Raw genomic sequence first — 26,778 nt, 5'->3', positions numbered from 1 at the left:
ACATGCCGATGCGAGCCATTCAAATTCACGAGTACGGCGGACCCGAAGTGCTGCGGCGCGTCGACATCGAGATTCCGAAGCCGCGTGCGGGAGAAGTGCTGGTGCGCGTCGTCGCGGCCGGCATCAACTTCATGGACGTTCACACGCGACAAGGCAAGTATCGCGATTCGCGGACCTATCCCGTGAGCATTCCATGCACGCTCGGCATGGAAGGCGCGGGCGAAGTGGTTGCCGTGGGCGCGGGCGTGACCTCGTGCGGCAAGGGCGACCGAGTCGCGTGGTGCATCTCGTGGGGCGCCTACGCCGACTATGCGATCGTGCCCGCTGCGCGGCTTGCACGCATTCCGGACGCGATTGCTTATGACGTCGCGGCTGCGTCGATCTTCCAGGGTTCGACCGCGCACTATCTGCTCGACGACGTGGCAAGGCTCGAAGCGGGAATGACTTGCCTCGTGCATGCGGCGTCGGGCGGCATCGGCCAGTTGCTCGTGCAGTTGGCAAAACGGCGCGGCGTGGAAGTATTCGCGACGACGAGCACCCCGGACAAGGCGGCCATCGCAAAGGCGCGCGGCGCCGATCACGTGCTGCTCTACGAGAACGGCGGCTTCGCGGATCGCATCCGCGAGTTGACCAACGGCCGTGGCGTCGACGTCGTGTTCGACGCGGTCGGCAAGACTACCCTGCGCGACAGCTTCCGGGCAGCGCGTGTGCGCGGACTCATCGTGAACTACGGCTCCGTCACCGGCCCCATGCGTGACCTCGATCCGTACGAACTCGGCGAGGCCGGTTCGCTCTTTCTCACGCGCCCGCGCCTGGCCGACCATCTCGCCGATGCGACCACCGTGCAGCGACGCGCCGACGACATCTTCGCCGCCATCGTCGAAGGCGCGTTGCGCGTGGAGATCAACGGGCGCTACACGATGGATAACGTCGAGGCGGCGCATGCCGCGCTCGAAGAACGTCGTCAGTCCGGTAAGGCGGTCATGGAAATCGGCTGACCGCTTCACTCACAGGCATCGCATGACTTTTTTCTTCCGGCGCTCGCCGTGCCGCGCCGGTGACGCAACTCGTCCTTTTGCAGAAGGGGACCTCATGGCATCCGTTATTCAAGGCCGTACCGAATCGCCGTTTCGATCAGTGTTCCGCGTGGTCAGCGGCAACTTTCTCGAGATGTTCGACTTCACCGTCTACGCTTATTACGCGAGCGCGATTGCGCACACGTTCTTTCCCTCGGATAACGAGTTCGTCTCGCTGCTTCTCTCGCTCTCGGTGTTCGGCGCGGGCTTCGTCATGCGTCCGGTCGGCGCGCTCGTGCTCGGCGCGTATGTCGATCGCCACGGGCGTCGTCGCGGCCTGATCCTCTCGCTATGGCTCATGGCCGTGGGCACCGCGTGCGTGGCGTTCGTTCCCGGCTACGCGTCGATTGGCGTGGCGGCACCCATCGTCGTGCTGATCGGGCGGTTGCTGCAGGGCTTTTCGGCCGGTGTCGAACTGGGCGGCGTGTCGGTTTATCTCGCCGAGATCGCGACGCCGGGCAAGCGCGGCTTCTTCTGCTCGTGGCAATCCGGCAGCCAGCAAGTGGCGGTGATCTTCGCGGCTTCGCTCGGCGTGCTGCTGAATCAGTTGATGCCGGTCGCCGACGTCAACGCATGGGGCTGGCGTATCCCGTTTCTGATCGGCTGCCTGATCGTGCCGTTCCTGTTCATGATTCGCCGCACGCTGCGCGAGACCGACGAGTTCGCCGCGCGGAAGCATCATCCGAGCATGGGCGAGATCATGATGTCGATGGTCGAGAACGCCGGGCTGATTGTGGCGGGCATGGGGCTCGTCATCATGACGACCGCGTCGTTCTATCTGATCACGACCTACACGCCCACTTTCGGCCGATCGGTGCTGCATCTTTCGTCGCTCGATTCGCTTATCGTCACCGTCTGCGTGGGCGTGTCGAACCTCGTGTGGCTGCCCATTTCCGGCGCCGTGTCCGACCGCGTCGGCAGGCGGCCCATCCTGCTCATCTTTACCGCGCTGACCATCCTAACCTCGTATCCGGCGATGCAATGGCTCGTCGCGGCGCCGTCGTTCGAGCGCCTGCTCGCGGTGGAACTGTGGCTCTCGGTGCTCTATGCGTGGTACAACGGGGCGATGGTGGTCGCGCTCACCGAGCTGATGCCGGCGAACGTGCGCACGACCGGTTTTTCGATGGCGTACAGCCTCGCCACGATGGTGGGAGGCTTCACGCCGGCCATATCGACGTCGCTGATCCACTTCACCGGCGACAAGGCGGCGCCCGGCGCATGGATGGCCGTGGCCGCGCTGTGCGGCGCAATCGCGACGCTCGTCCTTTACCGGTCGCGCGAAGCCCGCAATGGATACCGGTGGCAAAGCGTTCCGGAGCAATGAAACTTCTGCTGATCGAAGACAACCGCCAGCTGGCGCACTGGCTGAGCAAGACGCTGACCGACGAGGGCTTCCTCGTCGAGCATGTGCCCGATGGCGAAACCGCCGGCGCGGCGCTCGCCGGCACGCGCTATGACGTCGTGCTGCTCGACCTCAACCTGCCCGGCATGTCGGGCAAGGCGGTCCTGCGGCGCATGCGCGACCAGGCCAACGACACGCCCGTGCTGGTTCTGACGGCCACGGGCGACATCGGCGAAAAGGTGATTTGCCTAGCCGATGGCGCCGACGATTACGTCGTCAAGCCGTTCGACGAACGCGAACTGATCGCGCGTATCAAGGCGCTTGCGCGGCGGCACGCGCCGGTGCGCTCGAACCGCTTGCGCTGCGGCACCTTGCTCTACGACATGGACCGGCGGCAATTCTTCGTCGGCGATGACGCGCTGTCGCTCACGCCGCGCGAACACGCGGTACTCGAAGCGCTCATTCTGCAAACCGGGCGGACGGTCTCGAAGGCCGTGCTCGCCGAAGCCTTGAACGACCGCGACGCGCCACCGAGCGGCGACGCCATCGAGATCTACGTCTCGCGGGTCAGGAAGAAAATCGAAAAGAGCACGGCTGCGATCATTACGTTGCGCGGGCTCGGCTATCTGCTGGAACATGAAGAGCCGCAAGCATAGCCTGCGCGCGCGGCTCCTGATCTGGCTGATCGTTCCGACGACGATCTTCGGGATCGTCGCGGGATGGGCCACGCACTTGAACGCGCGGCGCACGGCCGACCTGCTGCAGGACGCGGCGTTGCTTGCCGCAGCACGCGTGATGGCCGCCGATGTGCGCTGGAACGACAACGATCTGGTGGCTTCGGTATCGCCGAGCACGATTCAGATCGTCGGCACGCCCGAAGGCGATCAAGTGTTCTATCGCATCGAGATCGCGGGCGGCGCGGTGATCGCGGGAACATCCGACTTTCCGCGGACGCGTCTGAGCGCCTCTCCGCAGTGGTACGACGCGCAGGTGGCAGGCTCGCCCATTCGCGCCGTATCGCTTAAGCGCGCCATGTTCGACAATGGCAAGACCATCGAACTGGTCGTCTCCATAGGCCGCACGCTCGTTGCCCGCGACGCGCTGGTTGCATCGCTCTGGACGCCGCAGATTGCTTATATTCTCGGCAGCATCGCGGTTGCCATGATCCTGATCTGCACCGGGCTCGCACTCGAGTTGCGACCACTCGAGAAGCTCGCGAGCGGCTTGGCCGTTCATCCGCTCAAGAGCAAGGAGCGAATCGACGCGACAGGTCTCCCGGTGGAACTGCATCCACTCGTCACGGCGTTCAATGCATCGCTCGATGTCATCGAACGGCAAACGGCGACGCAGCGCCGGTTCATCGCCGATGCCGCGCATCAGATACGCACGCCGCTTACGTTGCTCGGGTCGCAGCTTCAGTACGCGCGCCGCCAGCACGGTCTAGACGAAGTAAGGGAAACGCTCACTGCCATGCATCAAAGCAACCGCGCAATGGTGACGCTGATCAATCAGCTTCTCATGCTCGCCCAGGCCGAAGCCGCCGACTACACCGCTTACGAAGGCGAGGCGGTGGACTTACGCGCGGTCATCACGCTGGCCGTCGAGAAGCTCGCGCTCGTGGCGCGGCGGCGCGATATCGAACTGGCTGTAGCGTTCGAAGGTGCGCTCGTCGTGACCGGAAGCGAGCCGCTCTTGTCGGCCGTGTTTTCCAATCTCATCGATAACGCCATACGCTACTCGCCGCGCGGCACGCGCGTCACGGTCGATGCCAAGGAAACGCACGTTAGCGTGACCGTCAGCGTCGTGGATGAAGGGCCGGGCATTCCGGCGACGTTGCGCGAGCGCGTTTTCGAGCCGTTCTTCCGGGCATCGGCAGAAGAAGGCAGCGGACTTGGACTCGCGATTGCCAAGGAGATCGTGCGGGCGCACGGCGGCGTGGTTGCGATCCACGACGCGCCAGGAGGCGTGGGAGCAATGGTGGAGGTGGTTCTGGCGCGCGAACAGGAGCCGAGGCGGCCGTCCGCGCGCACGCCCGTATAATTCGGCATGAATCGCACAATCTGCCCTTTGGCTGCGCCGCTCTTTTCCATGGCGTCGGTCCGTCAGTCTTCCGCTCGCGGAACGTTACGCATCTCGAACGCTCGCGCCACGAGCCCCATCCGAGGCTCGCATGAAAACGCCTAAACGCCTCATACCGCTTCTCGAAGAAGGACTCATCGACGAGGTCATCAGCCAGCTCATGAGCGGCAAGGAAGCTACCGTCTACGTTGTGCGCTGCCAAGACGCGACGCGTTGCGCCAAGGTCTACAAAGACGCGAAGCAGCGCAGCTTCCGGCAGGCATCGTCGTATCGGGATGGCCGCAAGGTCAAGAACAGCCGGCAAGCGCGCGCGATGGAAAAAGGCACGCGTTACGGCCGCGAAATGCAGGAAGCGTTGTGGCAGAACGCCGAGGTCGATGCGCTGTTTCGCCTGGCCAATGCGGGCGTGCGCGTGCCTCAACCCTTCATCTGCACCGACGGCGTGTTACTGATGGAACTCGTCGTCGATGAATCGGGAAACGTGGCGCCGCGCCTCAACGACGTTCACCTGACCGAAGCACGCGCGCTGGAACTGCACGCAATGCTGCTCAAGCAAGTTGTGCGCATGCTGTGCGCGGGCGTGATTCACGGCGACTTGTCGGAATACAACATTTTGCTGGCGGCCGAAGGTCCGGTGATCATCGACTTGCCTCAGGCCGTCGATGCGGCGGGCAACAACGAAGCCGCGCCCATGCTCAAGCGCGACGTCGACAACCTCGCGAGTTACTTCGGTCAGTTCGCGCCAAAACTTCTGCGCACCGACTACGGAACGGAGATATGGTCGCTGTTCGAAGCGGGCGGCCTGCATGTCGATGTCGCATTGACCGGTCACGTCGAAGCGCCCACTGGCCCTGTCGATCTCGATAGCGTGTTGCAAGAGATCGAAGACACGCGCCTGGAAGAAGACGCGCGCGTGCGGCGAGAGCAGGACTGAGCGCAGATCGGGTTCGGCTATCGCTTACCGCTTACCGCTTGACGCTGAGGTAAGCGCGGCTCACCAACGGCCGGCTATGCACCCACATACGCGAACGAAGCCACGATGCCGGGCGATCTCTCACCTCGAGACGTCGGATCGATCCACGCGCTTCGTTCGATGCCTCTTGTCCGCGCGAATTGGTCCCGGGATGACAGGTATAAAAGTGGCTAAAGCCCGCGTCCAGTGCGACTTCGCGATAGTCCTCGTCGTAATAGCCTTGCGGCCAGCATAGATGGTCCGATACCTGGCCCAGCCGCGCGTTCAAGGTCGCGCGCGAAGTCTTCAAATCTTCACTGAGGCGCTGCCGCTTCTCATCGGCCGATGCGGTCTTCTGGTCCCAACGAACATGCGTATGCGTATGGCTATGAAATTCGAACGTGCCGGCATGGCGCATCGCATCGATTTCGGACCAGCGCAGGATCGTATCGTCGGCGCGTCCTTCTTCGATAGCACGTTCGCCCGCGTGATGGTCGAGCACTGCGGGCAACGCATGGGCTGGCGCGTTGGCTGCATTGGGCCGCACGTTGCCATCGCCCGGCCAGCTGCTGACGAGAAAGCACAGTGCGGTAAAGCCATGACGCTGCAGCACCGGATGTGCATGGACCCAGTTATCCAGATAGCCATCGTCGAAGGTAATGACGAACGAGCGCTCCGGCATCTCTTCGCCGCGTAGAAACGCCGCGAGTTGCACGGCGCCGATCGTGCGATACCCCGCGCTCGCGAGATACGCCATTTGCTCCGCAAAATGCTCGGGCTTGACGGTAATCATGCCCGGCGACGGACTGACGTGGTGATACATCAACACGGGAATGGCGCGCGCTTGTTGTTTCATCGGCGAGATTCCCTTTCTTTCAATGCGCGCCGGTAGAAGAGCGCGGTTTCGTATGCCATGTTTGCAATGGTGAAGCCGCGCTCGGTGATACGCATGCCATTGGTGCGCAGACGTTCACGCAAGCCGGGTTCGTCGATCATGCGAGCGATAGCCGCGCGCAATGCCGGCGGATTGCGCGGCGGTACCAGCAGACCATTTACATCGTCTTCGATCAATTCGGGCACGCCATCCACACTCGTGCCGATGACGGGCAGGCCCGCGGCCATCGCTTCGATGAACGCTTGGCCGAGCGCTTCCTGATGCGTCGGCAGCACGAAGAAATCACTGCCTCGCAAAATGTTGGGGACGTCGGTACGAAAACCGAGCAGATGGATGCGACTCGCAAGACCCAGACGCGTCACGATGCCTTCTATGCGTTCGAAAGCGGGACCGTCCCCGGCCATCACGATATGCAGGTGTGGATGCGTGTCGAATAAAGGCCGTACCGCGTCGATCAGATCTTCGTGTCCCTTCTCGTCGCGCATGATCGCCACCATGCATGCGATGGTTGCATCCGGCCCGAGTTTGAGTTCGTCTCGCAGCGACGAATGCGTGGCGCGCTCAGTCGCGATGCCGTCGTGGATAGTCTCCACGCGCTTCTCGGAGACCCCAGCCGAGATCAGATAGCGGCGCACGAAATGACTGACCGCGATGACGCGATGAGGAATCCACGTATAAGTTGCGAGGGAACTGATAGGCAATGCGAGATGCCGCGTACGCACGACGAGAGGCGTTCCCGCCAATCGGGCGGCCGTGCCGGCAACCAGACTGTCGTGACCGCTGTGCGTGTTGAGCACATCGTAGGCACGGCGTTGCAGCAGCGCCTTGATTCTCATCATGGAGCGCACGTCGCCGCCGCTACGCATGCGCGCGTGGTGCACGGCGAAGCCAAGCTCGGTTGAACGAATGCCGAGACGTGCATCGCTCGGACACAGCAGTTCCACGCTATGGCCGCACTCACGCAGCGCGACCATCTCCTTGAGCGTACGGATTTCCTGACCGCCCCATCCCTTCGAGGACTCGCTATGTAGGATCTTCAACGCACTAATCTCCAAGGCCTTTGCGTCATTAAAAAAACGCTTAGGAAATTTTTGGTAATAATTCGATTGGCTTTCTGCCTTCATGTTTTTAGTAAAGGAAATGAAGGGGAGAAAAGAAAAAGTCTTTGAGGATTTTTCTAGCGGAGGGATGAGACAGGCCGCTTCAAACGAAGCAGGTCTGGATCCTCTGCAGAGAATTCGGCTCGATGTCCATCACGGCAAGCGAAGAGGTCGCTACCATGCGGATGCCTGGCATCGATAGCTAACGGGGATGTCTTACTTGCGGTTGACCAACAGCATGCAAATTTTTTGCTATACCAGAAATAGCTTAACGTGCTTCTAAAGAGGTCGTTAATTTTTTAAGGCGACTATAGGTCGACATTCGCCGCTGAGACGGTGGCAAACGTATGCGAGTAGCTTTTGGCTAAGAAAGTCGTGGTGCCGAAGCTCGTAGGCTTAGTACCTTGCAATTTTCCGCTACCTAAGCGTGAGAGTCTCATTCGCTTGCAATGGACAATGCCGCAAAGAACGATGCGTCGTTAAGCAAAAGCTAAAAAAGATGCGTCTATCATTTAATAACAAACGACTTCATTTGGTTTCGGCTGCGACAGCGGCGCAATCGTTTGCTCATCGACAGGGCGCTTATCGCTTATGCGCTCGGAACACGTCGATGCCGATCAGCCGGACGGGCCGTCCTCTGCCCGTGACGTCATTGAAGACGGTCAGTGCGGAATATTCTCGACTCCGCTTGCGCTTAGATCGCTCGGGAAGCAGTGAGGCTGTTCGAATCCCATCGGCGAGGCTCCGGTCGAGTATTTGATATTGTCCGTGTTGTTCGGTCCTTCGCCAGCAGGCACGGAGCCAAGTCCTGCAAGCTTGCGCATGCGATAGGCAATCGCATGGTCCGCGCACGAACTGTCACCGCTCACGCCAAGGCCGCCAATTACTTTTCCACCGGCGTAGAGCGCCACGCCGCCGCCGAAAGTGATCACGCCGCCTACGCTATGGTTGATCCCGCTGCCTTGTTCCAGGAAGCGCGCGTCGAAGGGATTGGAATTGTTCAACCCATAAAGCGATCCGCCCGGCTGCGTGGCGGCATAGAGATTTGCGGTGGAAAGCGCAAGCGCATCGTTGCTAAAACTGTTTGCGGTGTACGCCTTGGCTATTGCTATGGCGCGACTGCCAGGCCATGCATCGCCGGTCTTGGTGACCGAACATAGATGACCCTCGCGGTCGACGATGGCGGCCCACATCCGGTTGGGCTTGAAAATTCCGCCGTTCGAGTCGGATAGATTGACGACGGTGTAAAGCTGTCGTTCGACGAGAGAAATCGTTCCTTGTGGAAGCGTGCACCGGCCGGTAGGGACATCGTCGTAATCGTGTGCGTAGATAAATGAGGAAGCCGAAATAAGCACACCCACGGCCAAGCACTTCGCGACTTTTTCAAGCATGGCGATTCTCCCGACAAGAGACGTTTAAGGAAGGAACAAGAAGGGGTTATGAATTTTTATTTTGGTAAACCGTAGTAGGCCGAATGGAATAGAACGAGCGTTTAATCGCTAAGGAATATGGGCTTTCGAACATTCAAGAATGCGCCATTAATTTATGTGTAATGGATTCGTATGTGTGAGCTTGGGCCGTGTCGGGAAGGGTATATAGGAGACGGAAGCGTCGGCTGAAGAATGAATCGCTTGGCACGAGCCGCGCGGCTCGTATCAATACGCTCTGGAAGTGCCTCGTTAAATTGCCTATGCTTTTTCTCGGATTCCGCGCGTTTCGCGACGCGCATCTCGAATCCAGCCCACAGGCGCAGAAGAAAATGAATAAGGAGACCGTCATGGCAGGCTATCCCCGTGCTTTGCTTGGTTCAGTCGCGGCTCTTGTCGGCGCTTTCGGAATGATTACAGCGCCTGCGGCTTACTCTGCCGACGAGATCCAGAACGCCAACACTACGGCCACAGCGCCGGTTCCCACGTCATTGCGGCCGATATCGCAGGCGCAACTCGATGCCGCCGCGAACGACAGCGCCTCATGGCTGCATTCGAACGGATCGTATGCCGAGACGCGTTATGCGCCGGCAGCGCAGATCAATCGTTCAAACGTAGCCAAGCTGAAGCCGGCATTCATCTTCCAGACGGCGGTGATGGAGTCGATGGAAACCGCGCCGATCGTATCCAACGGCGTCATGTTTCTCACGACCTCCTACAACCACGTCTATGCAATCGACGCGGTCACCGGCAAGGAGTTCTGGCATTACAAGCACAAGATGGGACCGGTTACGACCTTTTGCTGCGGACCGAATAATCGCGGCGTCGCCATAGCCGGCGACCGCCTGTATATGGGCACGCTCGACGCCAAGCTCGTGGCGCTCGATGCAAAGACCGGCAGCGTCGTGTGGACCTCGCAGATCGCGGACCCGGAGGACGGCTATTCCGAAACGATGGCGCCGGTCGTCGTCGATGGCAAGGTGTTGATCGGCACGAACGGCGGCGAGTACGGCATACGTGGTTTCGTCAAGGCATTCGACGCGAACTCAGGTCAATTGCTCTGGACCTTCTACACCATTCCCGACTCCGGCAGCGAAGGCGTGTGGGCCGAAAACGACGCCGTGGGCCGCAACATGAAGCGCGATATCGAGGCGGAGAAAAAGACGCTCGCGGAAAAAGGCCACGACTTCGAGAAGACGCTTGGCGGCGGTGTGTGGATGGCGCCTGCGGTCGATCGCGCGACACGTACGGTGTATTTCGTAGTGGGCAATCCCTCGCCGGACCTTCATGGAGCCATTCGTCCTGGCGACAATCTCTACACCGATTCGCTCGTCGCCATCGATCTCGATACCGGCAAGTACAAATGGCATTACCAATACATCGCGCACGACGTGTGGGATCTGGATGCAGTGAGCCCACCAATCCTCATCGACGTAAAGGACAAGAGCGGACAGATGGTTCCGGCCATCATTCATGGCGGCAAGACCGGATTCGTCTATGTGCATGATCGCCGCGACGGTCACATCATCCGCATTTCCGAAGCGATGATTCCTCAAGAAGGCGTCTGGACCTTGCCGACAGCGACCGGCGCGCGCATGCTGCCGGGCGCGAACGGTGGCGTCGAATGGTCGCCCATGGCATTCAATCCGAAGACGCGCATGGCGTATGCGGCAAACTTGCATCAACCGATGACGTATCAGGTTGAAGACGCCGCTTATCCCGGCGGAAAACTATGGCTCGGCGGGGCATTCAAGACTATTCCAGCCGAGCAACAGTGGGGCAAGCTGGTTGCGGTGAATGTCGATACCGGCAAGATCGCATGGGGTTACAAGACGGATCAGCCCTTGATTGGCGGCGTGCTCGCGACTGCGGGAGGACTTGTCTTCAACGGTGAGGGTAATGGCCTCTTTCGCGCCTTCGATGCGAGTACCGGCCGCAAGTTGTGGGAGTTCCAATGCGGTGCGGGCGTGAACGCACCGGCCGTGTCGTACATGGTGAACGGCAAGCAATACGTCGCGGTCGCGGCGGGCGGCAACACGCAGCTGGACTTCAAGCGTGGCAATAGCCTTCTCGTGTTTGCGCTGCCTTGAGGTGACGATGCGTCCATCGAAACGCAAGAGAGACGAACGCATTCGTGTAGCGGGAATGGTCGCTTGCCTGTTGTTTTTAATGCCAGCGTTCGCGCGCGCCGATGCGCAGGCCGGCGCCGCGAAAGCCGTCGTATGCGTTGCATGCCACGGGCAGAACGGCAATTCGACGAGCGGCGATTATCCATCGCTCGCGGGTCAGACATCGCGCTATCTGTTCCTTGAGTTACGCGATTTCAAGGCAGGCCGTCGAAGCGATCCACGCATGTCGCCGATGGCCGCCAATCTGTCGTCGGAAGACATGCACGATCTCGCCGATTACTTCGCGGCGCAGACACTCGTGTCGACCGATTTCAAGGCCGACCCGGTCAAGGTGGAGGCGGGCAAAAAGAAGTCCGATGAAGTGCTCTGCACGATGTGCCATCTCGGCGGCATGAAAGGGCAGAACGAAATACCGCGGGTCGCGGGTCAGCAGTATCCGTATATCGTGAAGCAACTGCAGGACTTCCGCGCGAAGAAGCGCATGAACGATGCGGGCAACATGACGAGCGTGACGAAGAACCTGACCGACGCGGACATCGAGAATCTTGCGAACTACGTCGCTAACTTGCAATGACGCTTTCCATACCGATTAGCAAAGCGCTCGTGTTCGCATGCATGACGCTTGCGTTGCTCGACTCCGTTCATGCCGATGACGATGCCTATGCGCTCAACGAACGCTTGCTTAACGCGACTCGCAATGGTGACACGCATGCTGTAGTCGAGCTACTCGATCAAGGCGCGAAGATCGATTCGCGTAACCGTATAGGCGACACGCCGCTCATCAGCGCATGCAAGCGCGGCATGACGCCGATGGCGCGCTTGTTGATCGAGCGCGGCGCTAATGTGAGCCAGGCTGACGTGCAGGGCATTACACCATTGATGGCTGCCGCGTTCGACGGCAACGATGAAATCGTGGCGTTGCTTATTGCGCGACACGCGGATGCGGCGGCGACGGATCGCGTAGGCAAGACAGCGATGGAATATGCGGCTGGACTCGGGCAAACCGCGATCGTGCAGCGTCTATTAGACTCGGGTGTCGACGTGAACGCCGCGTATCACAATCATCTGACGGCGCTCATGTGGGCGGCGGGATACGATCGAGCGCAGACTGCGTCGATACTGCTTGCTCGTGGCGCGAATCGGGATTTGAAGGATGACCGCGGCAAGACTGCGCGGGAAATTGCCGATGAGACGCGCTCGGCTCATGTGGCGAGCTTGCTTAGCGCGCCATGATTGCTTTCGCTCGTGAGCGTGCAGTGCGATTCAATCGTTAGGCGATTGCCGCAGTGCGTCGTTGCGCGGATGCATGTCCAATTTCGTTGCGTCCAAGTCGCCGTGTGAATCGTCTCTTTTGCTCTCAAGCTTGATATGCACCGCTTTGCGAGAAGGCGTCGAGTGCTCTTCCAACACGCGCGGGTCTTGTCTCGAGAGTGGCATTCGCAAGATATTGCTCAATGTGGACCGTATGAATTCTCGGTTATTCGGACGGTTATGCTGGACGGTGTCTGTTCGATCAGTGAAGGAACTGGACCATAGCGTTGTTTGTTTAGTCGGTTGACCATGGCGTCCAGATCAGTTCACCTGCGTTCCTGCCTGCCGAGCGTCCGTTCTCTTGTTCTCGGCACCTTCGTTTCCATAGCAAAAGCCTTTACTACTTCCGGCAAAAAAAAGCCGCCCGCAAAGCGGGGCGGCCAGAATGAACATGTCTTTAACCCGAGGACCATGTTCTTTGAGAGAAACTCAGTTAACGGATGCCCGTCTTGGTTCTTAAGCGTCAATTTAACGATACTTGCCTTTTTTTTTGGAACATGATTGGGCATTTGTTGGACAACAACCTTGCTTTTGTGTTGGGCGGCGAAACGGTGTTTCATCTTGACGCTAGAAGGGAGCGCAGGAGTGGTCCACCAGCAGCGTAGCGCGACAGACAAGTGCGTGACCGGTGTCCGCCGATATAGCGCTCGCGGATGAGCGCTTCTGCCAGGCAAACCCTCGCACTCGAGTTGACAACCAAGACAGTCGTCTTTCGGTAATCGCCACTCGAAACGAAGCGAAACCGACGTTTCGGCCACGCTAGGAAAGAGTCAAGGAATTTACGTTTGTTCGGCCGGCTAAGGACGCAACGGCTGTCGCAAGTAACGGACGCCTTTTTTTTTTCGCCGTATAGAGCGAATAGCTTCAGTTCGAAGAGACAGTGTAGGACTGTTCGGAGAGTCATCAGCTTCCAACTCAATACCGTGCGACAGCCAACGAAAAAAAGCCCGCTAAAGAGCGGGCCAAAAAAAGCAGTTCACCCAGAGGGCCGCAAGGAGATACGGTCCTCTCGTTGAGGCTCGGACGTTATCGGCAAGAATCAACGAGAGAAGAAGGCACGTGGTCCTTCCCTCTCTGAGCCTGCGAGGCCTCAGACCTTCATGCCGACGAACATGCTGCCGAGCGCATCGACCGACTTGGTGATGCTCTTGACGTCCACGTTCGTGTGTTGCGAGGCATCGACCTGCGTGACCGGTGCGACGTTGATTTGCGGGCTCGCGAAAGACACGCCGCCTGCCTGATAGTTCGAGTTGACGCCGGTGTTCGAGAAGATCGAGAAGCCGCCCGCGATGGAGCCCATTGCAGCGCGATCGAGTTCTTTCTCAGCAGCAAGGTTCTTGATAGTCAGCATGATAAATCCCCTAAGAAATGTGTTTGGATGGTGTGAATTAAAGTGCCAAGCCGCCGAGCAGGCTGCCCACAGCGGTGATCGACTTGTTGACGGTCTTGAGATCGACGTTGGTGGTGGTCGATGCATCGACTTGCGAAACAGGCGCAACGTTCGCTTGCGGCGAAGCGAACGACACGCCGCCTGCTTGAACGTTGCTGTTGAAACCGGCGTTCGAGAAGAGCGAATTACCGCCCGTGATGGCGCTCATTTCAGCGCGGTCGAGTTCCTTGGAAGCAACGAGGTTCTTGATGGTCAGCATGATGAATCTCCTAAACAATGTGATTGGATGGTGTGAATTAAAGCGCCATGCCACCGAGCATGCTGCCCACGGCGGTAATCGACTTGTTGACGGTCTTGAGATCGACGTTGGTGGTGGTCGATGCATCGACTTGCGTGACAGGTGCGATGTTCGCTTGCGGCGAAGCGAAGGACACGCCGCCTGCTTGAACGTTGCTGTTGATACCGGCATTCGAGAAGAACGAGCTACCGCCCGTGATGGCGCCCATCTCAGCACGGCCGAGTTCTTTGGAAGCGGCGAGGTCTTTGATCGTCAGCATGGTGAATCTCCTAAGTGGTTGGTTGGTCGAGCGTTGATTTGTTGCGCTCGCAGCTACTTATGCGAGAGGCATGCCAAGCAAGCCGTCAAGGCGTTTACTATTTTCTAAGTGAATGAATTTAAACGTTAAAAATTCTTAAAACGGCTTTAAGGGCAAGCGCTCATTACGCATTCGAAATTGGGGGTGTATTAGAGCGGCAGACAGCGCTCCAGAAAGTGAACGTCACAAACAGACACCCTTGGAACTCGTCTCCGACTCACGATCTCCAAGGCAGACGCGGCTGCGCTCTGAAGGTCTGTTGTCGAGTGCCGAGAGCACATGGCAAGGAGAGCCCGCACGCAATGGCGTCAATCGAATGATGGTTCGAACCCGCTAAGCCACAATACACTCGTGTCGGCACCGCAGACGAATCCGTCGACGCGCCGAAGGCAACGAATCAAGCGGAGACCGTGCAATTGTTCTGAGTGCCTTTCACACCGAAAAAGATCGTCACGCCGCGACTTTCTTAACGTATGTTCCACGCGCCGCGGGTGCGATACCGCTAGCCGTACGCAACGTCAGCTTAGCCACCGGCTTACCGCTCGCGCGATCGATTAGCTGCGAATGCTTTTCGCCGCGTGCAAAAAGGTTGGCTTCACCCCATTGCCGCAACGTGACAATCACAGGGAACAGCGCTTCGCCCTTCGGCGTTAGCGCATATTCCTGATAAGCGGAGCCGTCCGACGCAGGGACCACTTCGAGCACGGCCGCATCGACGAGGAGTCGCAAGCGGTCGGCGAGAATATTGCGCGCGATCCCGAGACTTTCCTGAAACTCGCCGAAGCGACGCACGCCGTCGAACGCATCGCGCACGATAAGCAGCGCCCATCGCTCGCCCACGATATCGAGTGCCCGTGCGACGGGACACGATGAATCCGCAAGACTTTTGCGCTGCGCCATTTGCATTTCTCCAGTCAAATCCGAACCGATATCTGTCTTAGCGACCCACCTCAACCAGTTGCATTTTAAAACAAGTTTGTCTAGACTGGATTCTAGTTGCATTGTGAAACTAGTTAAAGATATAAGGGCAGGGCGATCCATGAATGCCGGAAGCACACCGTGCGACGCGACAGAACAAAACGACAATCCCGCAGAAGATGCGCCTCGCTCACTGCCGTCCGTCCTCGTTTTGCTGCTCGCAGTGTGCTGCGCGGTGAGTGTCGCGAACGTCTACTACGCGCAGCCCCTGCTCGACGCCATTGCCGAAGACTTCCGCATTACGCAGGCAGCCGTTGGTGGCGTCATCACGGCAACGCAAGTTGGCTGCGCGCTGGCTTTGTTGCTGGTCGTACCGCTTGGCGATCTGCTTAACCGCAAGGTCTTGATGTGCATTCAGCTCGTCTTTCTCACGGCTGCTCTGGCCATGGTCGGCTTCGCGCATTCGCCGGCGATATTGCTCATCGGCATGGTCGGCGTCGGGATGCTCGGCACCGCGATGACGCAAGGATTGATCGCGTACGCGGCGACACTTGCGCATCAATCGGAACGCGGTCGCGTAGTTGGCGCCGCGCAAAGCGGCGTGGTAGTCGGGTTGCTAATGGCGCGTTGCTTCGCTGGCGTCATCACCGACCTTGCAGGATGGCGCTCGGTGTATCTCATATCGGGTCTATTGGCGGCCGTCATGCTGCTCGTGCTTTGGAACGCAGTGCCGACGCCGCGCATGAGCCCGCTCAAGCTGACCTACGCTCAACTGCTAAGGTCGATGTTCATGCTGCTTGCATCCGAGCGCGTGTTGCGGGTTCGTGGCGTGATCGGCCTTTTCATGTTCGCGGCGTTCAGTATTTTCTGGAGCGCGCTGGTCTTGCCGCTCAGCGCGCCGCCGCACTCGCTGTCGCATACACAGATCGGCGCGTTCGGGCTGGTCGGCGCAATCGGGGCGCTGGCCGCAGCGAGGGCGGGCTATCTGGCCGACCGAGGTCTCGGTCAGTGGACCACTGGCATCGCGCTGATCTGTCTTGTGACTTCGTGGATACCCATAAGCCTCATGTCGCAGAGCATGATCGCGTTGATGGTGGGAATCGCGTTGCTCGACCTCGGCGGCCAGGCAGTGCACGTGGTCAATCAAAGCATGATTTTGAGCGGCCAGACTGCGTCGCACGGGCGTCTCGTGGGCTGCTACATGCTTTTCTATTCGGCGGGGAGCGGTATCGGCGCGGCGGCGTCCACTTACGTGTATGCGCAAGCGGGCTGGATGGGTGTCTGCGTCCTCGGGTTCGCCGTAAGTGTGGCTGCGCTCGTTTTCTGGGCCGTTACGTTGCGTTCGCAAAATCGCTAAGCGACGACTCATGCAAAGCCGCTTCGCGAGAAAGGCGAAGCGGCAAATGACGCTTGTCCAGGCGATGTCGACGGGAGACGAATACACCGCACCGAAGAGCAAAATTTTCGATGCTAAGAAGCCGTTAGGAAGGCTATAATTCGCCGCGCAAGGCAGAAACCGCACTACGTAGGCTCTGGATCAACAAGGAGAACCGCCGTGCTTCCATCTGACCGCAATAACGACAAACCTTCCAGCTCGGGACGCCGGCAGTTCCTCGGTTTCACCGGCGCAGGCATGCTAGCGACACTGCTGCCCGGTTGCGGCGGCGACGACAACCACGCCGCCTCTTACCCGCAGACCATTGCGATGGGCCAGCAGGCTATCCAGCAAGCCATCGGCAATACGGCGCAGCCCGTGGCCGCCATCTCGGTTGCCATGCTCAAGGGCAACGACGTCGTGTGGCAGCAGGCGTTCGGCGCATCGTCGGTGCCGAGCCAGACCCAGGCCACGACAGCGACGCGCTTCAATATCGGATCGGTCAGCAAGCTCTTTGCAGGGCTTGCCGCAACGATCCTCCAGGACCGTGGACTGATTACGCTCGATACCCCCATCGTCCGCTATCTGCCCACGTTCTCGATGCTTTCCCCCGAGTACACGCGAATCACGACACGCCATCTGCTGTCGCATTCGTCGGGTTTTCCCGGTACCAATTCGCGCAATCTATTCACGTTCTCGCCGGTTCCCGGCTATGCGGCCGACACGCAGGCCGAGCTCGCCAACACTCATCTGAAGCATTTGCCGGGCGAGCTTGCGGTGTATTGCAACGACGGCTTCACGATGGTGGAGCAACTCGTCCTGGCAATGACCGGGCAAAGCTTCGCGAGCTTCGTCGAGGCGAACATTCTCGCGCCGCTGAAGATGACCAATTCGAGTTATCTGACGAGTGTGCCGACCGATGGCTCGTTCTCGTATCCCTATGTGAACGGCACGCAATATCAGGAGTTCGTCAACGCTTACGCGACGGGCGGGCTGAGTTCGACGCCCGGCGACATGATGAATCTCGCGCGGATGTTCCTCGGCGGCGGCGCGTTCGAGGGCAAGCAGATTGTGTCCGCGGCGGGCATCGCGCAGATGGGTACGGACCAGACAGCGGGGCTCCTGATCAATCCATCGCCGGAATGGCGTTGGGGTCTCGCATGGGATTCAGTCGTGCAACCGGGGCTAGCCGCTGCCGGCGTTCTCGGATGGGAAAAGGACGGCGGCACGGCCTTCTTCACGAGCGAATTCTTCATCGTGCCGAAGGCGCAACTGGCGTTGATGGTGACCGGCAATACGGGCTACGACGCGCGCAAGCTTGCGGAGAGCATCGTGCTTTCGGCATTGAAAGAGGACGGCACCATCGCCGCGCTGCCGCCCACGGTCGGCGGCACGGCGCCTTCAGCGGCGACGGGTCCTGTTATCGCGGCCACGGCCGGCATCTACGGCAACTCGGACTCGCCGCTTCAGGTGATCGCCAACGGCGACGGCAGTGTGCAACTCAACCAGTGGAATGGTGCGACGCGCACGTGGGGGCAGCTTGGCGCGGGCGCCTATCAGTACCGCAGCGACGGATGGTACTGGAGCAATAGCGATACGGCCTCGTACCGTTTCGCGGTCGTCACCGGAACCGACGAGGACGGCACCCCATTCAGCTATCGTTATCTGATGAAACGCGTCGTCCCTGGCGCGGGCTATGCCTTCCTTACGTTACCCATCGGCCAGCAACTCGCCGCGCTCGCGCCACTCGACGCCGCGTGGCAGCAACGCCTCGGCACGCAATGGCGCGTGACGAACGACTCGCCGACAGCGGTGCCAATAGTGGTCGACGGCAACGAGCCCGCGTATCTCACCAGCCTGCCCGAATTGCCGGGCTACGTGCTGTACGGCAATAGCGACCTTCGCTATCAACTCTTCGTGCCGCTTGCAGATGACCGCGGCGGCATGTCGGTTAAGGTGCCGGGCAACTTCGGCCGCGATCTCTACGAGATTCGCTTTGCATCGGCGAGCAACGCCACCACGCTGACCTTGGGCAGTTCGATTTACGCGCAGGTGTAACGCCCTCACGACGAAAGCCGTGTCGACGCCTCGCGCGTCGACACTCATCGGCACGTCTAGCAAAACCCTCACGTCCACGTCAAAAGAACCACACGTCTGGTGCCTTGTCGCCATGCGTATGCGTATGCGTATGCGTAATGTAATCGATCACGCGAAACGGCTTGCTAAGGGTCGCCTAAGTATCTAAAGCTTAGTATGGCCGTAATCATCGCGATCTCAGTCAAGGCTCATCGAAGCGAAAGATGGTGCGCGTCGCGGCTGGCATGTGGTGTGGTTTGTCGGACGGCGAAGCGCGCAACGGGTGCGCATGAATGACGTATTCAGACGCCGAGACGCACCATCGAAACCTCCGTGGAGTACGAGTGTTAAACAACGCAAGGAGCTGGGCGCCCAGAGGCGCCTGGCGCTATGGAGTGGCACTGGTCGCCGCGCTCGCGGCCTTCGGTGCGCGAGAGTTGATGCACCCCGTGCTGGAAGCGCACATGCCTGCACTTTTCTTCACGGTCGCGGCGGTCCTCGTGGGGTTCTTTCTCGGTATTGGTCCAGCCATACTCGTGGTGGCCATTGGCGTGCCTATCGCCGACTATTTTTTCGTACCACCGTATGCCAACTTCGGATACTTCGACAAAGAGGACGTGATTCTTTTCGTTGCTTTCCCAACGGCTACGCTTCTTTTCCTCTGCATGATCGAGTGGCTTAGACGCACTCAACACGAAGCCAGACTTTTTGCTGAAGTCGCGCGGTCCCGACATCAAATGCTTTTACGGTCCGACAAGCGTAGAAGAAGCGCGGAGGCGTCGCATTTGATTTCAGACCGATTGGTTCGTCAGTTCACGGACGAAAGCGCCGATATCCTATACATAGGGAAGGTTGGGTCGTCCTATGAGTACGTCAACGAATCGTTCGAAAAAGAACTTGCGCCGTTGGAAGGAGAATCGGCTTCATCGCGACTAATGGCGACATTTTCCGAAAGCGACGCGTCTACGTTTGCCTCGGCCTTCGAACAATCGAGCGACGAGGTCACGAGAAGCTGGGTTGTCAGATTGCCTCGCCGTGATGTCATTGGTTCCGATTTGACATGTCGCTTGGAGCGCTTTCCTACCTCGCACGGCGCGTATCTGATTTTGAAAGTTCCGCCCGAGTCTGTTGAATGAGCGCTCAAAACCTATTGATGCAGGATATCGTCCACGCCGCAAGCAGCCGAAATCATGCTGTCTTATTGCTTCATGGCTTGAGAAGCACGCCGCAGGAAATGGGTTATGTGGCCCGGGCGCTCGTCAAACAAGGCTTTGCCGTGCATGTCCCATACCTGCCCGGGTATGGACTTGGAACCGAATGCGGCACGTCCGTCGAGTGGCGCGAGCAGGTCAGGGCGCATTATCGAAAACTCGCGGGCGCGTATGGCAGCGTGTCGGTAGGCGGTCTTTGCATTGGCGCCACATTGGCGCTTGCGCTCGCCATAGAGGAGCCTGAAATTCTTGCGCTGTCGTTACTCTCCGTCACGCTCGACTACGACGGCTGGACCATTCCCTGGTATCACTGGATGCTAGGTCTCGCCTATAAAACACCGATCCGGAATTTCTACAGCTTGCGTGAGCGCTCGCCCTTCGGTTTGAAGAACGAGGCGCTAAGGGCAAAAGTGGCAAAGAGCATGCAGCGTCGAGGGGATTCCGAAATCGGCGCCGCCACTTTATCGATGCACCATATCTTCGAAGCCAAAGCCCTGGCGAAATACGTAACCAAAAACATCGCAAAGATCAAAGCAGATTGCCTGCTGATTCACGCAATAGACGACGACATTTCCACCACCGCGAACGCCGATCTCGTGTATCGCGGTATCGGTTCGACACGTCGACGCAAGATTTTCCTCGACGACTGCTATCACATCATCACGATGGACAATGAACGCGATCTGGTTGCTCGCGAAACGCATTATTTTTTTGAAGAGGCGGCCAAGCTGAAGAACGATGGCTTGAATGCAGTCTCTGTCGCGCGAGCGCAAGGAACGCGGCGTCAGGCTACCCACTCGCTCGCGGAATCTGGCGTCTTCGCGAAGTGGTTTCGCCGCGACCTTTGACGTGACGGTAATGTCGAGCTTTTGCTTCCATCAAGACACCGCCACTCCCAGTGCGTGCCCGATGCCGAACGTGAACGCGGCAGTAGCCAGTCCCACGACAACCTGGCGCATCGCCGAGAAGCTTGCGCTGCGGCCATTGAAGAGCGACGTGAACATGCCGATAGCCACCAGCGCCAGCACACTGAAGCCGATGCACTGAACAATGGCGGTCGTGCCGGATGTCCACAGAAACGGCATCGTGGGAAAAATAGCGCCGGCGGCGAACAGACAAAACGACACGGCCGCCGCGGACCAAGGGTTGCCACCGAGTTCAGCCGGGTCCAGACCCAGTTCCTCGCGCACGAGCACATCTAGCGCCTTGTCCTTGTCTTGCATGATCTGCGCGGCCACGCGCCTCGCTTCTTCCGCGCTCAGTCCTTTCGCCTTGTAGATGAGCGTCAACTCGTGTTCTTCCGATTCCGGGCTGTGCTCGAGTTCGTTCTCTTCCTTCGATACCTGCGCCTGCGCAAGCTCGCGTGCATTGGTCACCGAAAGCCATTCGCCCAGTGCCATCGAACAGGCGCCGGCAATCAATCCGGCAAGCGCGGTCAGCAGGATGGCCTTGTTGCCCGTGCCAGCGCCCGCCACGCCCATGATCAGGCAGAAGTTCGAGACAAGGCCGTCGTTGGCGCCGAGCACGGCGGCGCGCAAGTCGTTGCCGGATGAAACGCCGCGATGCCACGACTCGCCTTGCGCGATGTCCGCGCCTTGCGACGCCGCGGGCATGCCCGAGTTCGCCATTGCCTGCACGACGCTCGCATGTCGTTGCTCGTCTTCCGACATGCGTGCGGTGTCCGGATTGCCCGCGTACTTGTTGCGGTCGGCAAACTCCGCAGCCGCAATCGACGGAAGCACGAAGCGCGGTCCGAGCAAATGGACGAGCGCTTGCATGAGAAAAGTCTTGGCATTGAAACCGGAAGGCGCCTTTTTTCCGTTTGCCCTGAGTTTATCGGCCCACACGCGTGCATGCATTCGTTCGGATGCGGCGAGTTCGCTGAAGACTTCGCTCCGAGAGCGGTCTTGTTCCACGCGTGACAGCGTCTCGTAGATCGCGGCGCTGTGAAGTTCATCGGCGAGGTTTGCCCGAAATTTTCTGAGTTCTTGTGCGGAAGCCATGTCGTTTCCCATCGCGCGCACTTCTTGCCTTTCGCATCGCAGGCGCGCGAAAAAAATTCAAGCGACTCTCATCTCAGATGAGAATAAAAACACTTCTAACTCTGCTCACGGTTTTGCGAGCCCAAATGCACAAACGGGCGACCAGCCTCTAAAGGATGGTCGCCCGAATGGGAAATCAAACTGCATGATCGATGGAACAAAGATGCGGTAAGCCCGTTGCGTCAACGCTGCGTCATGCCTCGACGAGACACGTGCTGCGCTACCGTATCACGAAGTTGGGAGGAGCGATTCACTGCACCACACAAATATGCCGCAAAAACGAAAGCATTCGACATCGTCATCCAATGCTTGAACAATCGCTTCCCGATCCAAGCTAGGCGAGATACTTGCTTACAAGAGCGCCAACCCATTCAGCCTCCCTATCTTGATGCCGCGACCGTCGTTCTCCGCTCAGCTCTTTGCGCTCTGGATACTCGTGGCGGTCCTCTGCGGGCTGCTCACGGCCGCCGTGTGGCTCATGCTTTCCTCGGCGCTCGGCGAGCGCGTCACCGCCGCGAAAAGCCAGGCAACCGCAGCCTGCACGGCGGTCGCATCGCGCTATGACTTGTCGATGCAACGTCCCGGCGAAACCAACCTCGATCTCATGCACGCGGTCCTCGACCTCGTGCTGATCCGCACCGATGGCATCGAAGGCGGCTTCTGGACCGCGGCTCCTGCAAAGGGCGCACCGAACGGCTTTCTCGCGTACGCCTTTCCCACGTACGAAGGCAGCGGCGTGAAGCGCGATGTCCCCGAGGCCGAAACGCCGCTCATTCTGCGAACGCTAAAAAACGCGGCGAGCGCGAGCCAGATGCAAGAGGATGTCGTGTCGAGCGGCGGCGATGCCGTGGTCGCCGTCGCGTGTCCCGTGCCGCGCCATACAGGCCTCTTTGCGTGGATGCTGACGCGCGCGCATCCACCGCTCGGGCCGTATGGAGAGCGCGCCGCGAGCATTCTCGCGGGCGTGCTTACCATCATCGTCGTGCTTGCGCTCTTTCTTGCGCTGGCCCTCAGGCGCTGGAAACGCAACCTCACGCGGCTCGAACGGGCGCTTGCGCCAGCGGGCGCGTTCGAGCAAGGCAAGCGGCTGGAACGGCTCGGCGAGCAGGATCTGGATCAGATCGTCGCGGCGCTCAATCGATACGTCGAACGCGCCGAGCGCCTGCAGCGCGAAGCGAACGCACTGAGCACACAACTCGCGCAGGCGGAGCGGTTCAGCACGCTGGGCAAGATGGCCGCGCAGATCGCGCACGAAATACGCAACCCCGCAGGCGCCATGCGTCTGAAAGCGGAAAACGCGCTTGCTGGCGACGCCACGCGCCGCGAAGCCGCGTTGAAGACGATCATCGAGCAGGTGGGCCGCATCGAATCACAGGTGACGAGCCTGCTTGCCCTGACGCAGCCCGTGACCATCGACGCGCGCGCGGTCGACCCGCACGTCTGGCTCGCGGAGATCGTGCAGTCGCATGAGTCGCGCGCGCAATGCCGGGACGTCTCCCTGCACGCGGAGGTCGAGACAGGCTCGACCCAGCCCGTCTTCGATCCCGCGCAACTGGCGCGCGCGCTCGACAACCTGGTGGTCAACGCGTTGCGGCATGCGCCGCCGGGCGGACACGTAACGGTGCGCGTGCATGGCGCACAATGTGCGCAGGGCAAACGTCTGCGAATCGAAGTCATCGACGATGGTTCCGGCGTGAACGTGGCCGAACGAGAGCGCATTTTCGAGCCGTTCGTGACGGGGCGCCCCGACGGCTCGGGGCTCGGTCTTGCCGTGGTTCGTGAGATTGCATCGGCGCATGGCGGGCGCGCCTATCTTGCGGAAGATTCCAACGTGACGCGCTTTGTGATCGATTTGCCATGGCGACCATACTGATCATCGACGACGACGATGCCTTCCGCGAAGGCCTCGCCGAAACCGTTCAGGACTTGGGTCATACGCCGCTCGAAGCGCGCTCCGGCGAGGCGGCGTTCGAGCGGCTGCGTGAGCACGACACCCCCGACTGCATCTTTCTCGACTTCCGGCTGCCCGGTGCGGACGGTCTCTCGGTTCTGGAATCGCTGCGCGAGAACGCAGACCTTCGACGCGTGCCTGTGGCAATGCTCACGGCGCACGCGACGAGCGACAACACCATCGGCGCAATGCGGCTCGGCGCGTTCGAGCATTTAACCAAGCCCGTCGGCCGCGACGAGATCGCCGCGTTGCTCGAACGCATGCTCGCCGCGCACGCCGATGCGCCTGCCGCCGCGCCGCCAGCCTTCGCCGACGAAGCGCCGTCGCGCGAGCCGCAATTGCTCGGCATCAGCGAAACCATGCGCGACGTGCAAAAGCGTCTTGGCCGCGCGGCGGGCACGAGTTCGACCGTGCTCATCACCGGAGAAACGGGCACGGGCAAGGAGGTGGCGGCGCACGTGCTGCATCGCGCGTCGGCGCGCGCCGGGGGACCGTTCGTCGCCGTGAACTGTGCGGCGATTCCAGCGGATTTGCTCGAGAGCGAGCTCTTCGGGCATGGCAAGGGCGCGTTCACTGGCGCGCATGCACAACGGCGCGGGCGCTTCGAAGAGGCGCACGGCGGCACGCTGTTCCTCGATGAAGTGGGCGACATGCCACTTGCCATGCAGGCGAAGCTCTTGCGCGTGCTTCAGGAGCGCCAGGTCACGCCGCTCGGCGCGAATCAAACCATAGCCGTCGATGTGCGCATCGTGGCCGCGACGCATCGTGACCTTCCGGCCATGGTCGCGGCAGGAACGTTCCGTCAGGATTTGCTGTACCGGCTCGACGTGATTCCGCTGCATATGCCGCCTTTGCGTGAACGCGTTGCGGACATCTTGCCGCTCGCGGAGCACTTCCTCTCGACGCTCGCGGCATCGCCGGAAACGCGCAAGCATCTGTCATCCGATGCACAACGTCTGCTCGTCACCTTCGGCTGGCGCGGCAACGTCCGTGAACTCGCCAACGCCATGGAAAGGGCGAGTGCGCTTGCGCCCGGCGCGCTGCTCACGCGCGATGACTTCGCCTTTCTCTTCGATACCGCCGCCAGCGTCAACGACGCCATTCCCGCCAGTCTCGCCGAACTGCCGCTCAACGACGCGCTCGCGCAACTCGAACGGGCGCTGATCGTCCGCGCACTCGCACTCGCCGATGGCAATCGCGCAGAAGCCGCGCGCAGGCTCGGCATCAGCCGCCAGTCGCTCTATACGCGTCTGGCGAACGTCGACTCTTCCAATTCCGGCGACTGAGCAAACGGCGAGTGTCAAGCAACCGGACTGCGTGTGTCCGATTCCTTGACACCGTGATCGCGTGACATGGCGTCGCCCATAGGCTGCAAGGGGTCGAGGCTCATGGCATAGGGCTTGCAAAAGACTGCGCACCTAGTGGAGGAGTGAGTCATGCAATCGATCTCGAAGTATCCCATTCAACTCAACGCTGTTCGCGTGTTCGGCGCGGCGGCTTGTGCCGCTTTGCTCGTGACCAGCACAGGCTGCGTCGCTCAGACGCAAGCCGCGGCAACACCCGTTGCGCCACCGGCAGCGGCGCCCGTCGTACCGCCGCCGGTTGCCGCCGCGCCCGCACCGACTGCCATGCCCGCGCCGCCGCCTGGTCAGGCTCCGCTCGAATCAACTGACGCCGGCACGGCAGTGGACACACGGGCCACGGTGGCCCGCTTCCTCACCAACCCGGATGGCGACGTCGACGGCTTTCTGACCGACGACGGCGCGCTCGTGCGCTTTCCGCCGCATATGAGCGCGCAGCTTGTCTCCGCGATGCGTCCCGGCGACAGCGTGCAAATCAGCGGCTTGCGCGATGCGGGCGGCAATCTCAAGGCACAACGCATCGCGGATTCGAGAAGCGGCCAGCAACTCGTCGATACGCCGCCGCTTCCGGGCGCGCAACCCATGCCGCGTGAATTGCGTGGCGCGGGGCTCGCGCATCTGAGCGCACAGGGGCAAGTGGCCCATGTCACGACCGCTCCGCGCGGCGAACCGGACGGCGTGATTCTCGCGGATGGCACCGTCATCAAGCTCACGCCTCCGGTCGCGCAGCAGTTTCCGAGTCTTGTCCACACGGGCGCGAAGGTATCCGCGCAAGGCTACGGCACGCGCAATCAGTACGGCACCGCGCTTCAGGCAACGGCATTCGGCGCACCGGGAAAACTCACGCGGCTTTATGACCGCGCTCCGGCCAACCCTTGAAGCTGCCGGTTACAAGCGAACTTTCATCGACATCTGAACGAGGAATCAAAACATGCATTGGATCGACCCTGACAGCCTTCCCGAAACGCGTGGCACCGTGACGCGCTTCCTTCTGAATCCGCACGGCGAACTGGATGGCTTCGTGCTCGGCGCCCGTCATGCGCGGCAGGTTCATTTTCCGCCTCATCTGTCGCGCCAGATCGCGCGGCAAATCGCCGTGGGCGATGAAGTCGGCGTGCGTGGCGTGAAGCCGCGCGGCGCGGACATGATTGCGGCGGTCGCGCTCGTGACGAAGACGGGCAAGGTCATTCTCGACGAAGGCCCGCATCACGATGGCAAGCCGCATGAGAAGCCGCACGTCGAGCGCGAGCCGATCGACGCGAGCGGTGAAGTCGTGCTCTCGCTCTTCGGTCCGAAGGGCGAGTTGCGCGGCGCATTGCTCGACGATGGCACGTCGCTGCGCATGCCGCCGCATGCCGCCGCCGAACTGGTCGCGTATCTGACTCCGGGCGCGCATGTCCAGGCGTGGGGGCATGGCGTCAAGAATCGTCATGGCTGCACGATCGAAGTGGACGAGATCGCCGAACTGATCGACGCGTAAAGCAAGCACGACGAGGAGAGCGACATGCTGAGTTGGGTGCATTTCGGGGATCTGCACGCTTCATTCG

General features: G+C 60.3%; 25 protein-coding genes. 16 read left to right on the top strand and 9 right to left on the bottom strand.

Annotated elements, in window-relative coordinates; genetic code table 11:
* Nucleotides 1–8 precede the first annotated feature (8 nt).
* From P9250_RS08590 to P9250_RS08570, 5 genes are all read left to right on the top strand, one after another.
* The gene (locus P9250_RS08590) at nucleotides 9–998 is read left to right on the top strand and encodes a quinone oxidoreductase (RefSeq protein WP_250494333.1); all 990 of its coding nucleotides are present in this window, start codon (nucleotides 9–11) and stop codon (nucleotides 996–998) included.
* A 94-nt stretch (nucleotides 999–1,092) separates the two neighbouring features.
* Nucleotides 1,093–2,400: an MFS transporter gene (locus tag P9250_RS08585; protein ID WP_250468206.1), complete on the top strand. Its 1,308-nt coding sequence runs from the start codon at nucleotides 1,093–1,095 to the stop codon at nucleotides 2,398–2,400.
* Complete coding sequence (locus P9250_RS08580; protein WP_244830328.1) at nucleotides 2,397–3,074, top strand: response regulator transcription factor; 678 nt, start codon at nucleotides 2,397–2,399, stop codon at nucleotides 3,072–3,074. Before P9250_RS08585 ends, P9250_RS08580 begins: the two co-directional genes overlap by 4 nt.
* Nucleotides 3,055–4,458 carry a sensor histidine kinase gene (locus tag P9250_RS08575; RefSeq protein WP_310392389.1) on the top strand — a complete coding sequence of 468 codons (1,404 nt, stop codon included), beginning with the start codon at nucleotides 3,055–3,057 and terminating at the stop codon, nucleotides 4,456–4,458. Before P9250_RS08580 ends, P9250_RS08575 begins: the two co-directional genes overlap by 20 nt.
* Before the next feature lie 130 nt (nucleotides 4,459–4,588).
* The gene (locus P9250_RS08570) at nucleotides 4,589–5,431 is read left to right on the top strand and encodes a PA4780 family RIO1-like protein kinase (RefSeq protein WP_250468208.1); all 843 of its coding nucleotides are present in this window, start codon (nucleotides 4,589–4,591) and stop codon (nucleotides 5,429–5,431) included.
* A gap of 31 nt (nucleotides 5,432–5,462) precedes the next feature.
* Here the strand turns inward: P9250_RS08570 and P9250_RS08565 are convergent, their stop codons facing one another.
* The 3 genes from P9250_RS08565 to P9250_RS08555 form a co-directional block, all read right to left on the bottom strand.
* Nucleotides 5,463–6,305, bottom strand: a complete 843-nt coding sequence (locus tag P9250_RS08565; protein ID WP_250468209.1) for a polysaccharide deacetylase family protein — start codon at nucleotides 6,303–6,305, stop codon at nucleotides 5,463–5,465.
* The gene (locus tag P9250_RS08560) at nucleotides 6,302–7,384 is read right to left on the bottom strand and encodes a glycosyltransferase family 4 protein (RefSeq protein ID WP_250468210.1); all 1,083 of its coding nucleotides are present in this window, start codon (nucleotides 7,382–7,384) and stop codon (nucleotides 6,302–6,304) included. Before P9250_RS08560 ends, P9250_RS08565 begins: the two co-directional genes overlap by 4 nt.
* A 722-nt stretch (nucleotides 7,385–8,106) precedes the next feature.
* Nucleotides 8,107–8,835 carry a heme-binding protein gene (locus tag P9250_RS08555; RefSeq protein ID WP_250468211.1) on the bottom strand — a complete coding sequence of 243 codons (729 nt, stop codon included), beginning with the start codon at nucleotides 8,833–8,835 and terminating at the stop codon, nucleotides 8,107–8,109.
* A gap of 386 nt (nucleotides 8,836–9,221) precedes the next feature.
* Here P9250_RS08555 and P9250_RS08550 point away from each other — a divergent pair, with 386 nt between their 5' ends.
* Genes P9250_RS08550 through P9250_RS08540 form a run of 3 tightly spaced genes read left to right on the top strand, consistent with a single transcriptional unit; the run spans nucleotide 9,222 to nucleotide 12,233 of the window.
* Nucleotides 9,222–10,961 carry a PQQ-binding-like beta-propeller repeat protein gene (locus P9250_RS08550; protein WP_250468212.1) on the top strand — a complete coding sequence of 580 codons (1,740 nt, stop codon included), beginning with the start codon at nucleotides 9,222–9,224 and terminating at the stop codon, nucleotides 10,959–10,961.
* 55 nt (nucleotides 10,962–11,016) lie between these two features.
* Nucleotides 11,017–11,574: a cytochrome c gene (locus P9250_RS08545; protein WP_250468359.1), complete on the top strand. Its 558-nt coding sequence runs from the start codon at nucleotides 11,017–11,019 to the stop codon at nucleotides 11,572–11,574.
* A complete protein-coding gene (locus P9250_RS08540) occupies nucleotides 11,571–12,233 on the top strand; it encodes an ankyrin repeat domain-containing protein (protein ID WP_409014828.1) in 663 nt (220 codons plus the stop codon). The genes P9250_RS08545 and P9250_RS08540 overlap by 4 nt, the downstream gene beginning before the upstream one ends.
* A 344-nt stretch (nucleotides 12,234–12,577) precedes the next feature.
* Here P9250_RS08540 and P9250_RS08535 read toward each other — a convergent pair whose 3' ends face one another.
* The 5 genes from P9250_RS08535 to P9250_RS08515 form a co-directional block, all read right to left on the bottom strand.
* Nucleotides 12,578–12,871 carry a hypothetical protein gene (locus P9250_RS08535; protein ID WP_310392383.1) on the bottom strand — a complete coding sequence of 98 codons (294 nt, stop codon included), beginning with the start codon at nucleotides 12,869–12,871 and terminating at the stop codon, nucleotides 12,578–12,580.
* 530 nt (nucleotides 12,872–13,401) lie between these two features.
* Nucleotides 13,402–13,662 (bottom strand): hypothetical protein, encoded by a 261-nt coding sequence (locus tag P9250_RS08530; RefSeq protein WP_250468213.1) that lies wholly within the window; start codon nucleotides 13,660–13,662, stop codon nucleotides 13,402–13,404.
* A 37-nt stretch (nucleotides 13,663–13,699) separates the two neighbouring features.
* Nucleotides 13,700–13,960 (bottom strand): hypothetical protein, encoded by a 261-nt coding sequence (locus P9250_RS08525; protein WP_250468214.1) that lies wholly within the window; start codon nucleotides 13,958–13,960, stop codon nucleotides 13,700–13,702.
* Nucleotides 13,961–13,997: 37 nt separating this feature from the next.
* Nucleotides 13,998–14,258, bottom strand: a complete 261-nt coding sequence (locus tag P9250_RS08520; protein ID WP_250468215.1) for a hypothetical protein — start codon at nucleotides 14,256–14,258, stop codon at nucleotides 13,998–14,000.
* A 489-nt stretch (nucleotides 14,259–14,747) separates the two neighbouring features.
* The gene (locus tag P9250_RS08515; RefSeq protein WP_310392379.1) at nucleotides 14,748–15,197 is read right to left on the bottom strand and encodes a helix-turn-helix domain-containing protein; all 450 of its coding nucleotides are present in this window, start codon (nucleotides 15,195–15,197) and stop codon (nucleotides 14,748–14,750) included.
* Between the two features lie 139 nt (nucleotides 15,198–15,336).
* Here P9250_RS08515 and P9250_RS08510 point away from each other — a divergent pair, with 139 nt between their 5' ends.
* The 4 genes from P9250_RS08510 to P9250_RS08495 all read left to right on the top strand — a co-directional run bounded on the left by P9250_RS08510 (nucleotide 15,337) and on the right by P9250_RS08495 (nucleotide 20,725).
* Nucleotides 15,337–16,572, top strand: coding sequence for an MFS transporter (locus P9250_RS08510; RefSeq protein ID WP_250468217.1), 1,236 nt, complete (start codon nucleotides 15,337–15,339; stop codon nucleotides 16,570–16,572).
* A 276-nt stretch (nucleotides 16,573–16,848) separates the two neighbouring features.
* Nucleotides 16,849–18,648, top strand: a complete 1,800-nt coding sequence (locus P9250_RS08505; RefSeq protein ID WP_310392768.1) for a serine hydrolase domain-containing protein — start codon at nucleotides 16,849–16,851, stop codon at nucleotides 18,646–18,648.
* Between the two features lie 413 nt (nucleotides 18,649–19,061).
* On the top strand, nucleotides 19,062–19,802 hold the full coding sequence (locus tag P9250_RS08500; RefSeq protein ID WP_310392376.1) for a DUF4118 domain-containing protein: 741 nt from the start codon (nucleotides 19,062–19,064) through the stop codon (nucleotides 19,800–19,802).
* A complete protein-coding gene (locus tag P9250_RS08495) occupies nucleotides 19,799–20,725 on the top strand; it encodes an alpha/beta fold hydrolase (protein ID WP_310392373.1) in 927 nt (308 codons plus the stop codon). The genes P9250_RS08500 and P9250_RS08495 overlap by 4 nt, the downstream gene beginning before the upstream one ends.
* Nucleotides 20,726–20,755: 30 nt before the next feature.
* Here P9250_RS08495 and P9250_RS08490 read toward each other — a convergent pair whose 3' ends face one another.
* Nucleotides 20,756–21,880 (bottom strand): VIT1/CCC1 transporter family protein, encoded by a 1,125-nt coding sequence (locus P9250_RS08490; RefSeq protein WP_310392371.1) that lies wholly within the window; start codon nucleotides 21,878–21,880, stop codon nucleotides 20,756–20,758.
* A 427-nt stretch (nucleotides 21,881–22,307) separates the two neighbouring features.
* On the opposite strand from P9250_RS08490, the gene P9250_RS08485 reads away from it, so the two are divergent.
* The 4 genes from P9250_RS08485 (at nucleotide 22,308) to P9250_RS08470 (ending at nucleotide 26,711) form a co-directional block, all read left to right on the top strand.
* The gene (locus P9250_RS08485; protein ID WP_310392766.1) at nucleotides 22,308–23,792 is read left to right on the top strand and encodes a HAMP domain-containing sensor histidine kinase; all 1,485 of its coding nucleotides are present in this window, start codon (nucleotides 22,308–22,310) and stop codon (nucleotides 23,790–23,792) included.
* On the top strand, nucleotides 23,777–25,156 hold the full coding sequence (locus P9250_RS08480) for a sigma-54 dependent transcriptional regulator (protein WP_309845390.1): 1,380 nt from the start codon (nucleotides 23,777–23,779) through the stop codon (nucleotides 25,154–25,156). The genes P9250_RS08485 and P9250_RS08480 overlap by 16 nt, the downstream gene beginning before the upstream one ends.
* A 150-nt stretch (nucleotides 25,157–25,306) precedes the next feature.
* Entirely contained in the window at nucleotides 25,307–26,110 is an 804-nt protein-coding gene (locus P9250_RS08475; protein ID WP_250468222.1) for a hypothetical protein, read from the top strand.
* A gap of 52 nt (nucleotides 26,111–26,162) precedes the next feature.
* Complete coding sequence (locus P9250_RS08470; RefSeq protein WP_250494695.1) at nucleotides 26,163–26,711, top strand: hypothetical protein; 549 nt, start codon at nucleotides 26,163–26,165, stop codon at nucleotides 26,709–26,711.
* The last annotated feature ends 67 nt before the right edge of the window (nucleotides 26,712–26,778 follow it).

It is taken from the genome of Caballeronia sp. LP006, from assembly GCF_031450995.1.
In the GTDB taxonomy this organism is placed as follows: domain Bacteria; phylum Pseudomonadota; class Gammaproteobacteria; order Burkholderiales; family Burkholderiaceae; genus Caballeronia.
Note: the sequence above shows the minus strand (reverse complement) of the source record. Positions and strands in the feature narration are given on the sequence as shown.